13 protein-coding genes are annotated in these 16,051 nt (G+C 50.3%); 11 read left to right on the forward strand and 2 right to left on the reverse strand.

Features of this window, described 5'->3' with window-relative positions:
* The first annotated feature begins 435 nt into the window (after positions 1-435).
* From tilS to lepB, 8 genes are all read left to right on the forward strand, one after another.
* Positions 436-1,800 (forward strand): tRNA lysidine(34) synthetase TilS, encoded by a 1,365-nt coding sequence (gene tilS, locus CFLAV_RS11535; RefSeq protein WP_160164559.1) that lies wholly within the window; start codon positions 436-438, stop codon positions 1,798-1,800.
* Positions 1,801-1,865: 65 nt separating this feature from the next.
* Positions 1,866-3,896, forward strand: coding sequence for an ATP-dependent zinc metalloprotease FtsH (gene ftsH / locus CFLAV_RS11540; protein WP_007414900.1), 2,031 nt, complete (start codon positions 1,866-1,868; stop codon positions 3,894-3,896).
* A gap of 135 nt (positions 3,897-4,031) precedes the next feature.
* A complete protein-coding gene (locus tag CFLAV_RS36910; protein WP_007414901.1) occupies positions 4,032-4,400 on the forward strand; it encodes a ribulose-phosphate 3-epimerase in 369 nt (122 codons plus the stop codon).
* Positions 4,390-4,773 carry a ribulose-phosphate 3-epimerase gene (locus CFLAV_RS36915; protein ID WP_040548179.1) on the forward strand — a complete coding sequence of 128 codons (384 nt, stop codon included), beginning with the start codon at positions 4,390-4,392 and terminating at the stop codon, positions 4,771-4,773. Before CFLAV_RS36910 ends, CFLAV_RS36915 begins: the two co-directional genes overlap by 11 nt.
* Positions 4,774-4,790: 17 nt before the next feature.
* Complete coding sequence (locus CFLAV_RS11555; protein ID WP_007414903.1) at positions 4,791-6,209, forward strand: phosphoglucomutase/phosphomannomutase family protein; 1,419 nt, start codon at positions 4,791-4,793, stop codon at positions 6,207-6,209.
* A 214-nt stretch (positions 6,210-6,423) separates the two neighbouring features.
* Positions 6,424-8,214, forward strand: a complete 1,791-nt coding sequence (gene lepA, locus CFLAV_RS11560; protein ID WP_007414904.1) for a translation elongation factor 4 — start codon at positions 6,424-6,426, stop codon at positions 8,212-8,214.
* A 23-nt stretch (positions 8,215-8,237) separates the two neighbouring features.
* Complete coding sequence (locus tag CFLAV_RS37845) at positions 8,238-8,930, forward strand: S26 family signal peptidase (protein ID WP_007414905.1); 693 nt, start codon at positions 8,238-8,240, stop codon at positions 8,928-8,930.
* Between the two features lie 5 nt (positions 8,931-8,935).
* Entirely contained in the window at positions 8,936-9,463 is a 528-nt protein-coding gene (lepB, locus tag CFLAV_RS11570; RefSeq protein WP_272941474.1) for a signal peptidase I, read from the forward strand.
* A gap of 109 nt (positions 9,464-9,572) precedes the next feature.
* Here lepB and glgA read toward each other — a convergent pair whose 3' ends face one another.
* Both glgA and serS read right to left on the reverse strand, forming a co-directional pair.
* Entirely contained in the window at positions 9,573-11,021 is a 1,449-nt protein-coding gene (glgA, locus tag CFLAV_RS11575) for a glycogen synthase GlgA (RefSeq protein WP_007414907.1), read from the reverse strand.
* Between the two features lie 71 nt (positions 11,022-11,092).
* Positions 11,093-12,394, reverse strand: coding sequence for a serine--tRNA ligase (serS, locus tag CFLAV_RS11580; RefSeq protein ID WP_007414908.1), 1,302 nt, complete (start codon positions 12,392-12,394; stop codon positions 11,093-11,095).
* Positions 12,395-12,774: 380 nt separating this feature from the next.
* On the opposite strand from serS, the gene CFLAV_RS11585 reads away from it, so the two are divergent.
* From CFLAV_RS11585 to pdxH, 3 genes are read left to right on the forward strand one after another with little or no spacing between them, the layout of a single operon-like run.
* Positions 12,775-13,329 (forward strand): LeuD/DmdB family oxidoreductase small subunit, encoded by a 555-nt coding sequence (locus CFLAV_RS11585; protein ID WP_007414909.1) that lies wholly within the window; start codon positions 12,775-12,777, stop codon positions 13,327-13,329.
* 55 nt (positions 13,330-13,384) lie between these two features.
* Complete coding sequence (locus tag CFLAV_RS11590; RefSeq protein ID WP_160164561.1) at positions 13,385-15,340, forward strand: beta-N-acetylhexosaminidase; 1,956 nt, start codon at positions 13,385-13,387, stop codon at positions 15,338-15,340.
* A gap of 38 nt (positions 15,341-15,378) precedes the next feature.
* Positions 15,379-16,029 (forward strand): pyridoxamine 5'-phosphate oxidase, encoded by a 651-nt coding sequence (pdxH, locus tag CFLAV_RS11595; protein WP_007414911.1) that lies wholly within the window; start codon positions 15,379-15,381, stop codon positions 16,027-16,029.
* Positions 16,030-16,051 lie beyond the last annotated feature (22 nt).

Below are 16,051 nucleotides of genomic sequence, written 5' to 3' on the forward strand. Positions count from 1 at the left end.
TCTTCACGGCCTAATTTGCAACTCCGAAATTGATCAAGCGGAAGACTGGATTTAATGCCCCAGACGACCTCCGATATTCCTGATTACAATTGACGCTTGATGGGTGGGACGGCAGCAAGGGCAACTGGTTTTTGATGTCGATTTTTAAGGTTTGAAAGCGGGTAAGATTGATTTGAGATCGAGGATGTTCGAGAGGCAATCAAACAGGAAGATTGATTATGCGCCGTGATAACTGATGGACTGCGTTGCCAAAACTTGCCGGTTTCGCCTCGCCGGGGTGCAGAGCCGATCAAGTCCATGTCGCAAAGAATTGATGAAGGATTAGTAAGGCAACGGCAGCTACCGGCAGTTAATGGCAGCACAAAGTTTTTTTATGAGACAAGAAATGGGAGTCGGGTATTGAAGCGAGAAGCGAGAGAGTTTTAAATGAAGTCGATGAGTCCAGATTTAATGGAACGGGTGGAGCAGGTGATCGAGGCCAGGCAATTATTTGGTCGCGGGGAGAGGATTTTGGTTGGGGTGTCGGGCGGGTTGGACTCGATGGTTTTGTTGGAAGTGTTGTCTGAACTGGCTTCGAAGCATGACTGGACGCTGGCGGTGGCGCATTTGAATCATTCTCTGCGCGGGAGGAGCAGTGATGCGGATGAACGGCTGGTGCGGAGGACGGCGGAGCGGTTGGGTTGCCAATGTGTGGTGGAGCGGGCGGAGGTGAGAAAGTTCGGTCGCAAAGCCGGGTTGTCGTTGGAGATGGCAGCGCGGCGGTTGCGGCATGAGTTTTTGGCCAGGTCAGCGCGGAAATTGGGAATAAAGGTGGTGGCGCTGGCGCATCATGCCGATGACCAAGTGGAGTTGTTTCTGCTCCGGTTGCTGAGAGGGGCGAGTAGTGAGGGTTTGGCAGGAATGGATTGGAAGGTGGCATCGCCGGTGGATAAGGGATTGGGTTTGGTGAGGCCGTTGTTGGAGGTGAGGAAGTCGGAATTGGAGGGATTCGCGCAACAGGAGGGTGTGAAGTTTCGCAAAGATGCGACGAATGAAAGTCAGGAGATTTTGAGAAATCGGGTGCGGCATGAATTAGTGCCACTGTTGAATGGGTATCAACCGGCACTTGGCAAAGTGATCATGCGTCAGATGGAGATTTTGGGCGCGGAGGGAGATTTTATCGATGAGGTGGCTGGTAATTGGTTAAGGAAGAAGGACGGACTGTTTGGTAACCTGGCGGTCGCGGTGCAGCGGAGAGTTATATATAGGCAGCTACTCGAATTGGGTGTGGCAGGGGATTTTGAACTGGTGGAGAAGCTAAGATTAAGGGCGAGTCGTCCCGTGACCGTGTCGAAGGACATGGTGGTTACAAGGGATGAGGCGGGAGTGGTCAAAACCAGACAGATTGAAAGGATGGGATTCAATTCGGGGCAAATAGAGATCAATTTAAGTCGAGAGAATGAGATCATTTGGGATGGAGTAAGGGTATATTGGGCGTTCGAGAGCATGGGCAAAAAGTTCGAAGTGCCTCAAGCGGAGGCAGGAAGAGAGTTTTTGGACTTGGAAAAAGTAGGTAAACAGGTGATTTTGAGGCATTGGCGGGCAGGGGACCGGTTTTGGCCGATTGGCATGAGAGGTGCGGTAAAATTACAAGACTTTTTCACTAATCAGAAGGTTCTGAAGGAAAAAAGACGAAAGTTGATTCTTGCAACAACACTTGACGGGGAAATCTTCTGGGTAGAAGGTTTGCGGCTCGGGGAACGTTTCAAGCTCGACAAAGGCACTGAGTGCCGGTTGAAATGGAGCTGGGACAGGTTATAGTTCCCGCAGTTGCCAGCCTGGGCCTCTCATGCTAGCTTGGCACCAACACCAATATAAGTAAGCAAATGTCAGACGATAACAGAACAAACGAAGACGATCGCCAGAAGAAGAATGGCGATTTTAAAATGCCATCCCGGAATTGGATCATCTGGATCGCCATTATTTGCAGCGTGCTGCTCGTTGTCCTGCTGAAGGACAAAATGGAGACTCAGGGAGATTTCATTAGCCAACACAAGTTCAGTGGACTGGTGCAATCCAATATGATTGCAAAAGCCACCATCAAACACAGCCCGCAATCTTCAGAACTAAAAGAAATAACGGGCACTTATCATCCTCTGGACAAAGAAGGAAAGGTTGACACGAATAGTGTGTTGCCTTTTCGTGCGCGAGTTTTAATCACGCCGGAGCAGGAAAGTGAAGTGCTAAACAAGAGCGAGAAATTTGAGCCACAGGAAGCCAATACCGTATTGTTGGGTTTCCTTTGGAGCGTGCTGCCAATCCTGCTCATCGCGAGTTTGATTTGGTTTTTCTTTATCCGGCAGATCAAAATGGCCGGCAAGGGAGCTTTGAGCTTTGGCAAGAGCAAGGCCCGCATGTTGGCCAAGGAAAAAAACAAGACCACCTTCAAGGATGTGGCCGGTATCGAAGAGGCGAAGGAAGAAGTTTCGGAACTCGTGGAATTTCTGAAAGATCCCAAGAAATTTCAGAAGCTCGGTGGGCGCATCCCAAAAGGCGTATTGATGGTTGGCTCTCCTGGAACTGGCAAAACGCTCCTCGCCAAGGCAATTGCTGGCGAAGCAGACGCGGCATTCTTTAGCATTAGCGGTTCGGACTTCGTTGAAATGTTTGTGGGCGTTGGCGCGAGCCGCGTGCGCGACATGTTCGAACAAGCTCGCAAAAACACGCCGTGCCTGATCTTTATTGACGAAATCGATGCCGTGGGCCGCAGTCGTGGTCATGGGCTTGGCGGTGGGAACGATGAGCGTGAGCAGACACTCAATGCGTTGCTCGTGGAGATGGATGGTTTCGATACGCAAGAGGGTATCATCATCATCGCTGCGACGAATCGTCCTGATGTGTTGGACCCTGCACTCCTGCGTCCAGGACGGTTTGATCGGCAGATCACGGTGAATTTGCCGGATGTGCGCGGACGTGAGGCAATTCTGAAGGTGCATGCCAAGAATGTTAAATTGGATCCAGGCGTAGACCTCGGCGTCATCGCGCGCGGAACTCCTGGTTATTCAGGCGCAGAGTTGGCCAATCTTTTGAATGAAGCCGCGTTATTGGCTGCACGGACTGGCCGGAAGGCTGTAGGAATGTTGGAGCTGGAAGAGGCTCGTGACAAGGTCCGCTGGGGACGTGAACGCCGCAGCATGGCGATGACCGACGAGGATAAGAAGTTTACCGCCTGGCATGAGGCAGGCCATGCGTTGGTGAATGTGATGCTTAAGCACACTCATCCGCTGCACAAGGTCACCATCATTCCGCGCGGACAGGCGTTGGGTTCCACCATGTTTTTGCCTAAGGATGACATTCTGAATCGTCGTCGCAAAGAATTGTCCGATATCATTGCAGTAACAATGGCTGGTCGTATCGCTGAAGAAATTGTCTCCGAGGATATTTCCTCCGGGGCAATGGGCGACATTCAACAAGCCACTCAAATGGCCCGGGCGATGGTCACTCAGTGGGGTATGAGCGATACATTGGGCATGGTTCAATATGGTGATTCGAGCGAATATGTATTCCTTGGTCGCGAAATGAGCCGCAGCAAAGATTACAGCGAACAGACGGCTCAAGAAATCGACACCGAAGTTCGTCGCATAATTGATCATGGTTTCAAAGTGGCAAAAGAGCTGATCGAAACCAATCGGGACAAGCTCGAATTGATTGCGAATGCGCTTTTGGAATTCGAGACGCTTGAAGGCGGTCAGGTAGAGGAAATCGTGCGTACTGGCAAGTTTACTGCGCCACCTCCAACACCAAAGGTTGAACCGCCATCAGGTGCGCAAGCTGCGACTCCGTTGCCGGAAGTTCCTCCCAAGCCGGTGCCTCCGCACCTGCCGGGATTAGGTTCGCCTGCACCAGCAGCCGCTTAAACGAAAACATATTCAAAACGCGAGTGCGGACAAATGTCCGCACTTTTGTTTTGCCGGGTTAAAAATGAAGAAATGTAGTGCAATGGAAATGCTTGGCGGGATGGTTGCTGGATTGCCAGTGATTGACTGCAAGCCATGGATTTTATTAGCTTGTCGCCAATGATTATTGCACCTTCGCTTTTAGCCGCGGACTTTGCCCGATTCGGGAGTGAAACCGTCCGTGTCGATAAGAGCGGAGCAGATTGGCTCCATCTGGACATCATGGATGGCCATTTCGTCCCGAACATTTCTTTCGGTCCTCAGGTGGTGCGTACGGTCCGGCCTTTCAGCAAGCTGTTTTTTGATGTGCACCTCATGTGCTCCAAGCCGGAAATTCTATTGGAACCGTTTGCAAAGGCCGGGGCGGATCAAATAAATGTTCACGTTGAACTCGGGGAACAAGTCACGCCTTTGCTTTTGGAAAAGTCCGAGCGCGTAGGAAAAAAAAGTTGGTTTGGCAGTTAATCCACCCACAGCCATCGGCATGGTGCAGCCTTATTTGGAACAAATTGATTCCCTCTTGGTAATGACTGTGAACCCCGGTTTCGGTGGACAGTCTTTCATTGCGGAAACTTTGCCTAAAATTCAACAGGCTTATGCATGGCGCCGCGATTTAAAGCTGAACTACCACATTGGTGTGGATGGCGGCATTAATTTCAAAACAGCTGCGGAATGTGCGCGCGTCGGAGCGGATGCCTTCATTAGCGGGACAGGAGTTTTTGGTGAACGAAGCCTCAAAGTCGCGGTTACCAAAATGCGTAGAATCGTAACTCAGAATGCACGAACCAACGATTTGGATTTTAATGATCAAGTAGTGTCCGCTGGACATGAGACTTAGAACTGAATTTCTCAAATATGGGCAGGATAAAATTTGGCACGGATGGATGGCGCGCAGTAATCGCTGAAGATTTTACTTTTGCAAACCTTGACCGCGTCACCCAGGCGACAGCGGATTATTGGAAGGCCAATGCCGTTGCAGGCACTGAGCAGAAGGTCATAGTTGGATATGACCGCCGTTTTTTGTCCGATCAATTTGGTCGACGCGTGGCTGAGATTTTTGCCGGCAACGGTTATCAGGTGGTGTTAACCTCTGAACCGACACCCACGCCGGCAGTTTCATTCGCGGTCAAGGACCAGAAGGCGATTGGTGGTGTGATGATCACGGCCAGCCATAATCCACCGGCATTCAATGGGTATAAATTGAAAGCCTTCTATGGTGGCCCTGCTGATCCAACGACCTGCTCGGACGTGGAGACCTTTATCGATCGCAATCCGGTCCAGGCACTGGATTTGGACAGCGCTGTAAAGCAGGGCAGGGCAGTCATCAACAATATTCGCGCCGCGCATTACAAGGCGATTAAGAAGTTGGTAAACTTCAAATTAATATCCAAATCAAAGCTGCGGTTTGCCCATGAAGCTCTGTTTGGAGTGGGAGCAGGATGCTTCGACGAATTGCTGGCCGGAACTACGTGCCGGGTTACCACGCTTAATGCCAACCATGATCCACTGTTTGGTGGAATCAACCCTGAACCAATCGCCAGGAATTATGTAAGGAGCGCTGCGTATTTGAAGAAGCATCCGCACGACATTTGCCTGGTAACAGATGGCGACGCGGATCGCGTTGGCGGCATGGATGGGAGGGGTAATTATCTTTCGACCCATCAGTTGATTTGCCTGTTGTTGCACCACTTTGTTGTAAACAGGAAAGGCAGGGGGCGCGTGGTTAAAGCTTTAACCACCACGTCCATGGTCGACAAAATGTGCGCTGCATACAATCTGCCTCTGGTGGAGACTGGTGTCGGGTTCAAGTACATCTGTTCCGAGATGCTTAAAGGTGATGTGCTTCTTGGGGCTGAGGAGAGTGGCGGCATCGGTTTTCCCGGTCATATACCCGAGCGCGATGGCATTCTTGCCGGGTTGATGTTGCTGGAGCTCCTGGCTACGGAAAAAACATCCATCACCAAATTGATCGCAAACCTGGAGAAACAGTTTGGTCCGCACCGCTACGGGCGAATCGACGCACACTTTCCTTTGGAAAAGCGCGCATCACTGATGGACTATTGCGCCAAAAATCCTCCTTCGAAACTGCTTAAGTCGCCGGTGGTAGACGTAAAAGCCTACGATGGCGTCAAGTTCGTGGCCCAGGATGGTTCCTGGTTGATGTTGCGCGGTTCGGGCACGGAACCGATTTTACGCATCTACGCAGAAGCAAGGACGGATGCGGATGCCCAGAAGCTTCTGCGCGCAGGTGTGGAAATCACCAGGAAGGTTTGAAACCACGTTTAGGAATTTGAGGCAGAGGTTTTAAGTCGGAAAGTAGGAATAGAAATCCTGGAAAAGATTGCCGGACGCATTACGCCAATTAGGATCGGGGCGGTTTTAGAGCGAAAATTCCCCTTTCCTAATCCCCTAAGGTCGTTATCTTTTCGCGGAATCTCTGGGCAAGCACCCGGAATTGGTTTATTGTTTGATTTAAGAATTTAAACTGATGGACGCTGCACATATTAGAAATTTCAGTATTATTGCCCATATCGACCATGGGAAAACCACGTTGTCAGACAGACTATTGCATCGGACTGGGACGATTGCCACGCGGGACATGGAGGCACAGTTGCTTGACTCCATGGACTTGGAACGCGAGCGCGGCATCACCATCAAGGCGCATCCGGTTACAATGACCTATGCCGCCAAGAATGGAGAAACCTATGAGTTAAATCTCATCGACACCCCAGGCCATGTTGACTTTTCTTATGAAGTCTCCCGCAGCCTGAGTGCCTGTGAAGGAGCGCTTTTAATTATTGATGCTGCTCAAGGTGTTGAAGCTCAGACCGTGGCCAATGTCCATTTGGCGATGAAGCAGAATCTCACCATCATCCCGGTCATCAATAAAATCGATTTGCCTCATGCCAACGTGGCCCAAGCCAAGGTGCAATTGGAAGACATTTTAGCGATACCCGGGGATTCCGCCATTCTGGCCAGCGCCAAGGAAGGTATCGGTATTGAAGAAATCCTCGAGGCCATTGTCGAGCGGATTCCAGCTCCCAAGCCTACTAATGCTCCTTCGTTGCAAGCACTTGGTTTCGATTCATTCTTTGACACCTATAAAGGTGTCGTCACGCATGTTCGGGTATTTAATGGCGAGCTTAAGGCCGGTATGACGGTCAAGTTGCTTCACTCGGGCAAGAATGTTGAAGTGAAGGAAGTCGGCAGCTTTAATCCGAAACCGTACATTCGGGAAAAGCTTCTGGTTGGCGAAACTGGTTACTTCACTGCGAACATCAAAAGTCCGAAAGACGTCAAGATGGGTGACACGCTGACTGATTCACGAAATCCTTCACCTGCATTGCCCGGGTTCAAAGAAATCCATCCCATGGTATTCAGCGGCATATATCCGATCAATACCGCGGATTATGAGCATCTGAAAGCGAACCTCGCCAAACTGCAGCTCAATGATTCAGCCTTCGCATTTCAAGCTGAAAGCTCAGTCGCTCTAGGGTTTGGTTTTCGCTGCGGCTTTCTGGGATTGCTCCATCTTGAAATTGTTCAGGAACGCCTCCGTCGCGAGTACAACATGGATATCATCGCGACTTATCCCAGCGTCGTGTATCGGGTCACAATGACCGATGGCACAGTTAAGGAAATTGATAATCCTGCGTTCCTCCCTGAGGCTAATTACATTGAGAAGATTGAGGAGCCAATGGTCAAAGCCTTTATCATCTGTCCCAACGAATATATTGGCGATATGATGGCTCTGGTGTCCGAAAAGCGTGGCAACCTGGATCACACGGAAACTCTTGATTCACGGCGCGTGATGCTGACTTCACTGCTTCCTTTGAATGAAATTCTCATCGACTTCCATGATCGTATCAAGAGTATCACCCGCGGATTCGGCTCCATGGATTATGAGCATGCCACTTATTCGCAATCAAACATGGTGAAGTTGGATATGCTTGTGAATGGCGAATCAGTGGATGCTTTTTCCTGTATCGTGCATCGGGACAAGGCGGAGAGCAGGGGACGTGCGCTGGCTGCAAAGCTTAAGGAAGTCATCCCCACCCAGCAATATCAGGTCGCCATCCAGGGCGCGATTGGTGGCAAGATAATCGCCCGCGAAACTGTTAGCGCCATGCGTAAAGATGTGACTGCAAAATGCTATGGCGGCGATATTTCCCGTAAGCGGAAATTGCTCGAAAAACAGAAGGAAGGTAAGAAGCGGATGAAATCTTTCGGTACTGTAAATATTCCTCAAGAGGCATTTATCGAGGTGCTAAAAGCCTAGGCCATCCAGGGTTGCCCACAATTATGATTCCAAACTTGTTTGTCTCCAAGTCTGTACGGCAGGCAAAGGAAATGCTAAAGCAAGTGCGTAAAATATTTAACGCACAGCGGGATATCCTTCCAGAGCCGGCTGTCTCAGGCATGGGAACTGCAATTCAGAATCTTCAAAATGCCGTGGCGCTCAAGGCAGACGAGGACAATTTAAAGCAGCAGATGACCGGTTTGGAGGCTGCGGCAAATAAGTTTTTGAAGCCATATCCGAACGCCGGAATCCGGGAGAATGTGGAAGTGCTTTTAGTGGCCCTCGCCGTGGCAGTCGGGATTCGAACATTTTTCCTGCAACCATTTAAGATTCCGACTGGTTCAATGCAGCCCACGCTATTCGGTGTGACACCCTCGCCTTACACGCCAGCAGCGCGAAACATTCCTGATTTAAAGGTTCCGAATCGTTTTACCCGGCTCGCTGATTACTGGGTACACGGAGTTTCTTATTACGATGAGGTTGCACCTGAAGACGGTGAACTCCAGGGTTTCAAGAAGCCGGTTAAGTTTCTATTGTTTAATCTCAAACAGGATTACGAGTTTAATAACAAGACTCACACGATTTGGTTTCCGGAAGATGAATTATTCAAGCGCGCTGGCTACCGAGTGAATGAAGTCAGCGGTGAGATCATCGATCCACCTCACATGAAGGCCGGCGAGCCAATTCTTCGCTGAAGGTTCTGGCTGGTGACCATTTATTTGTGGATCGTGTGAGCTACAATTTTCGCCATCCCACACGAGGCGAAATCATCGTTTTTGAGACCAAGGGAATCGAGCGAATGGACATCCGGCAACAAGGGGAATTTTACATAAAGCGCCTGGTGGTCTTGGGTGACGAAAAAGTTCGAATTGGTAATGATCGTCACCTGGTGATTGACGGTAAACGCCTGGATGAGCACACACCGCATTTTGAGAACGTTTATTCATTCGATCCCAAGCAACCGCCGCAGGAAAGCCGCTATTCGGGTCATGTGAATCAGTTTGTTGCCAACGAATATGGATACACCTATCCATTGGCACCTCTATTTCCAGACGAATCTTCCGTCTATCAAGTTCCCTCAAACCATTATATGGTCATGGGCGATAATACCATGAACAGTTCAGATTCCCGTACTTGGGGCGACTTCACACGTACGAATGTGATTGGGAAATATCTTTTTGTGTATTGGCCAGTCAGCCCAAGATTCGGTTTCAATAACGTTCGATAATCAAGGAGTCTAAGGCGCGATTGATTGATTCTCCTCCTAGCTGATAATATACGCGCACAATGTTTGTTATATTTAATACAATCATCTTCAGAATCGGTTGGATGTGCAGTTACTGGTTTTGGCTAACCTTGTAAATGCGCTGATATTGCTGAACCGCGCGTTGCCACGAAAAATCGGCTTTCATTGCATTCTCACGATAATGCTCGAGCAATTCAGGTTCAAGGTAAAGCACCAGTGCCTTTCTCATGGCTTTGGCAAGCACACGGGCTGAATATTCCATGAACTTTATTCCATCGGCATTTTCCGAATCTTCTGAGACGTCGATCACGCTATCATCCAAGCCTCCAGTGACACGCACGATTGGAGGCGTCCCGTATCGCAGGCTATACATCTGGTTCAGGCCACAAGGCTCGAATCTGGATGGCATCAGGTAAAAATCAGAACCTGCCTCAATTCGGTGGGACAATCCCTGATCGAAGCCGATTTTTGCAGCTACCTTGGTGGGATAGCGTCGGGCCAGGTCGAGGTAAGCCTTTTCATATCTCGGTGCGCCGCTGCCAAGGAGTACGAACTGCATCCTGGTGCTCAACATTTCCTCCAATGCACCCAACTGTATGTCCAATCCTTTCTGGTCAGCCAGACGTGTAATGCTGCCGAACAATGGGATGGACGGTTCCACGGGTAGTCCAACCTCGCGTTGTAATTCAAGTTTGTTCTGAAGCTTGCCACCCAACTGCTGGATTGAGTAAGCGTGCCTGAGGTAGGAATTTCCTACAGTTTTCCATTCCTCGTAGTCAACACCGTTCAGGACGCCAAAAAGCGAATTCTGCCGTTTACGCAATAATCCATCCAGACCACATCCGAACTCGGGAGTTGTAATCTCGCGCGCATAGCGTGGACTGACGGTGGTGATGACATCTGTATATGCGATCCCGGCCTTCAGGCAATTCATACTGTTGTAGAATTCCACGCCGTTCGGATTAAAAAAATCGTAGGGCAGGTTGGTCAAGCTGTAATCTGCAGCAGGGAAAATTCCCTGGTAGGCAAGATTGTGAATGGTAAAGCAGGTGCGGGGCACATTCCCCCACCCTTCAGATAATTTTAGATGTTGAATGAGCAGTGGGACCAATCCAGTTTGCCAATCATTTGCATGCACTATTTCGGGTTGCCAGGGAAGGTAGCGTGCCATGTGTGTGACGGCTTTGGCGAAGAAGATAAAGCGCTCGGCGTTGTCCGGATAATCGATGCCGTGCTCCTGATACAACCCCGCACGCTGAAAGAATTCGGGCTGATGGACAAAGTAAATGGTCAGGTTGGGTGCAGGCTCAGCGATCCAAAGTTCTCCCTGTATTCGGCGACTGCCTACGAGTAGATCCATGTACCAGTCCGCCTTTTTGACATCCGGGTATTTTTCCAGAATGCCCCGATACAACGGAGTTACAACCCCCACTCGATTCCCGGAATGAGCGAGAGTCTTAGCCAATGCCCCGACCATATCAGCGAGCCCACCCGTTTTCGAATACGGATGGATCTCACTGCTCGCCAGCAGAATCTTCATGCAATTAACTTACCCGCAGATGCCCGCCAAACAAACTTTCACCATATCTTCCCTTTTGTCCCTGGGGTGCGTTAAGGCTTGATTGAATCAGCCCTTAAGTAAGGTTGTAATGGTGCTGGAATCGAGATGCTTCCGTCTGGTTGCTGGTGTGTTTCCACCAAAGCAACAAACAAACGCGCCAGGGCCGTGCCGCTACCGTTCAGAATATGTGGAAAGCGGTTTTCGCTCGTTTCTGTTTTGAAGCGCAGATTCATGCGGCGAGCCTGGAAGTCTTCACAATTCGAGCAGCTTGAAACTTCCAAATATTGTCCCTGCCCCGGTGCCCAAACTTCAATGTCATAGGTCTTGGCACTCGCAAAGCCCATATCACCCGTGCACAGATTGATGACTCGATAATGGAGGTCTAACAGCTGCAACACTTTTTCAGCGTTGCCAACCATCTTTTCCAATTCTTCGTAGCCGACTTCCGGTCTGACCAGCTTGATCAACTCCACCTTATCAAACTGATGGACACGAATCATTCCACGTGTGCCCAAGCCGGCTGCCCCGGCCTCAGCCCTGAAACATGGACTGTATGCGCAATAAAAAATGGGCAGTTCCTTTTCGGCCAAAATTTCTCCCCGATGAATATTCGCCACCGGAGCCTCGGCAGTTGGCACGAGGTAGAGTGAACCTAAAGTACTATTGTCTTCACCTTCACGTACGGCATATGCCTGATCGACAAATTTCGGGAATTGTCCGACACCAACCATGCAATCCCGATTCACAATATACGGCGGTGAAACCTCAGTATAGCCATGTTGAGTCGTGTGCAGATCCAGCAGAAACTGAATCAACGCACGCTCCAGTCTGGCACCCCAGTTTGTATAAAGGAGAAATCCACTGCCGGAGAGTTTTGTCCCGCGCGCAAAATCCACCAGCTTCAGCCTTTCACACAATTCGATATGTGACTTGGGTTTAAATTCGTACGACAGCTTTTCCCCCCAGGTTCGGATTTCCGGATTTTCCTCCGCAGTTTTTCCAATGGCTACTGATTCGTGTGGGAGATTTGGAAGGCGTAATAAAATTTCATCGCGCGCTGTCTCGGCAGCCGCAGCTTGTTTATCCAGCTCGGCAATGCGATCTCCCAAATCGCGAGTCTCTTTTTTCTTTGCCTCGGCCTCGTCGAGTTTTTTTTGCCCCATTAACGCGCCGATTTCTTTGGAAACACGATTGCGTTGCGCCTTCAATCCTTCGACTTCCGCGAGCAACTTGCGACGTTGCTCATCGAATTTCAATACCTCGTCAATCCGGGCTTCATCCCCTGCGTTCCGCGTGGCCAACCGCTGACGCACGAAATCCGGTCGCTCACGAATCAATTTAATATCCAGCATCGCGGGATTATATAAACCAAGCCGGAGAGGGCAAGAGGGATGATTGCCCGCCGGGCCGAAAGCAAACGGAATCGATTAGAAAGCTACTATCGAACAAAATCCACCGGGGAAGCGGTAAATTACGGGGCTGGGCATCTCCCAAAAAGCTCGGTGAAATCAAGCAAATAATGGGGTGCTTTGCTTAGCTTTTACGTCATTGCTGCGCCCAAGAGATCCATTTCAACAATGCTGCTAAGCATTCTCTTGCATATCCTTGCGCTTCGCACCTGCGTCTTTTCTATTTGGTTAAGAAATGGGAATTCGCATACAGGTGCAACATTCCCAGCTGGAATGCATTTATCTGATTGAAAACTGACGCATCTGCCTCCAAATTGTGCCTCATGCAATCTGTTTTTACCGGACCTGTTTATGTGGTGCGTGACAATATCGACACGGACCAAATCATTCCTGCACAATATTTGAATTTGGTGCCGACCATTGAGGAAGAGTACGTGAAGCTTGGCTCCTACGCTCTTTGCGGTTTGCCTGAGTCACTTTATTCAACTCGCTACGTTAAGGAAGGCCAGCTCGATAGCGAATATCCTATTGTGGTGGCGGGGCGAAATTTCGGCTGCGGCAGTTCTCGCGAGCATGCTCCTATTGCCATGGGCTCGGCTGCCTGCGAACTTGTTCTTGCGGAGAGTTTTGCCCGCATTTTCTTCCGCAATTGTGTGGCTACCGGGGAGTTGTATCCTTGCGAGTGTAAAGATCGTCTCTGCGACATCCTTAAGACTGGGGATGTGGTTACGGTGGATTTGGATGCTGCAACCGTGAAAGTGAAGGAAACTGGCAAAGTATATTCCTTCAAAGCTCTCGGCGATGTCCGTCCTGTGGTCGATGCTGGCGGATTATTTAATTTTGCCCGCAAATCGGGGATGATTGCCGCCCAGAGCTAAATTCAATGCGCCCCAACTGCCTTTGGAGCGCACACAAACAAATACAGCATACACTTTGAAATTACTCCCCTGCCCTCGACTGGTTGATCGCCACGCAGGTACATATGTTCTGCCTGCGAGAGCCGTTTTGCACCTGGATGCCTCCTTGCCGAGAGACACGGTAATTCTTCCGGTTGCTGAGCGCCTGAAAGCGGCAGCACATCAAATTGGCAGCGAGCTCGAGTTGGTAAGCGGTCCACCCAAACATCCGCTTCTAGCGATACGTGCTGCGCAAGGCGGCAATGCACCAAAGCGTTTGGGCGGCTATACTCTGCGCATTGATGGAAAAGGCATCCTCATTCAATATTTTGATGAAGAAGGTTTGCGCGCTTCGGTAGCCACCATGCGGCAATTGATGCGCGAATTCGGTCGCCGCCTTCCGCATCTTATTATTCGGGATTATCCTGATTTTGCCAAACGTGGAGTGATGCTCGACATCTCGCGTGGCAAGGTGCCTCGCCTGGAAACATTAATGGAGTTGGTCAGCCATCTCGCAGACTTTAAGATAAACGAGTTTCAACTCTACACCGAACATACTTTTGCCTACCGCAATTATGAACCGGTTTGGCGGGGATGGGGTGCAATTACCGGCGAGGAGATTCTTAAGCTGGACGCTTTCTGTCGGCAGCTGGGTGTCGAACTGGTTCCAAATCAGAACTCATTCGGGCACCTACGATACTGGCTGAACTACCCCCCGCTGCACAAGTTGGCGGAAACCGACAAGCCTTGGCCGGATCATGGTGGTTCATTTTTGCGCTATCCCTCAACCCTGGCTCCAGAGCATCCGGGAACAATTCCTTTCCTCCGCGAATTGTACGATGAGTTGCTGCCACATTTTACCAGTAATCGAATCAATGTAGGTTGCGATGAAACGTGGGACTTGGGCCGGGGTCAGAGTAAAAGTCTCTGTGAAAAGCGAGGCAAAGGTCGTGTTTACGTCGATTTTTTAAAAAAGATTTATACCGAGACCAGCTCGCGCAAAAAGCAAATGATGTTTTGGGGAGACATCATTCTTCATCATCCAGAACTTGTCCGTGAATTACCAAAGGATCTGGTCGCACTGAATTGGGGCTACGAGGCGAATCATCCATTCGATCGCGAAGCAGGAGTTTTTGCCAAATCCAAAGTGCCTTTCTACGTTTGTCCCGGCACCTCCACCTGGATGACACTTTTAGGCAGACACGATAACGCCTATGCCAATTTGCAGTTGGCGGCGGAAGTTGGGAATAAACACGGCGCCATTGGTTATCTCAACACTGATTGGGGGGATGGCGGTCACCCACAACCTCTGGCAGTAAGCTACCTGCCCTTTATCCTGGGCGCTGCTGTAAGTTGGTGCGCACAGACTTTCAATGAAGCGCATCTGGTTCCGGTCGTAAACCGGGATGTGTTTGAAGATCAAACTGGAAGGGTTGGCCAGGCGGCCAATGCATTGGGTTTTGCCCATCGCAAGTTCAAATACACAGCACCTAATATCACGCCATTCGGCGCAGTAATTGCGGCCCCGCGTCCGGAAGATCGTGAACTCTTCTGCCGTGATGGCTTGAAATATTACGCTCGGATTTCCGCTAAACATATTCAAGCGGCCCTGGAGGAAGTTGAGGCGCAACGCAGCGTCCTGCACCGGTCTGCGCCCAAAACGAGGGCTGCCGACGTTTTAGCCACCGAGCTGGATTTTGCCGCACGCATGGCTGCGCAGTCCTGTAAATACATGCTCTGGCAGCAGGCCTTGGCAGTCGGCAAAACGGGCCAGGCTTCCATTCTGGCAAAGAGGGGCATCGCCGAACTGCGCCAACTCGACGAGGAATTTGATGCCTATTGGCCAGCGCGGAACAAAGGCTCAACAAAAACCTCCTCCATGTTCCTTAAATGGCGGGTCGAGGATTATCGTCGCGGCACTTTGCACTTCCCTCCGGAAGTCGCGGCGATGGAACGGCAATATCCCGCCAATGACGTGCCCGAGGGAGAATGAGGCTGGCCTTGATTTCACTTGTGGACAATTAATTTATTGTGACTGACAATTTACTCATCGCGGATCTTCGTCGCGAATACACATTGGCTGGGCTACGTCGTGCTGACTTGGATCAGGATGCCATAAAGCAGTTTCAGAAATGGTTTCAGCAGGCGCTGGCAGGCAAGCTTACCGAACCAAATGCCATGACGCTGGCAACTGCAAACAAGGAAGGCTTTCCGTCCGCAAGGATTGTCCTTCTAAAGGGCGTCGATGAACGTGGCTTCACTTTCTTCACCAACTACGAAAGTCGCAAAGGCCGCGAACTAACGGAAAATCCAAATGCCTCCCTGGTGCTTTATTGGCCAGAAATGGAAAGGCAGGTAAACATTGCTGGAACAGTCACCCGAGTTTCACGCGAAGAATCTGCTCTATATTTCAACAGCCGCCCTAAAGGCAGCCGCCTAGCCGCCTGGGTTTCAGCTCAGAGCGAGGTCATTGAAAATCGTGCTGCGCTTGAGGAAAAGCTGACTTCCCTGAGTTCTCAACATGCCGGTGAAGAAGTTCCGTTGCCGCCTTTTTGGGGTGGTTATTGCCTGAATCCTTCCCGCATTGAATTCTGGCAAGGCCGCCCCAATCGTCTTCACGACCGGTTCCGCTATCTCAGACAAGCTGATGGGCAGTGGACTATTGACCGGCTAGCTCCGTAAATCGTGGTCTCAAATGGGGGTG

It is taken from the genome of Pedosphaera parvula Ellin514 (assembly GCF_000172555.1).
GTDB lineage: Bacteria > Verrucomicrobiota > Verrucomicrobiia > Limisphaerales > Pedosphaeraceae > Pedosphaera.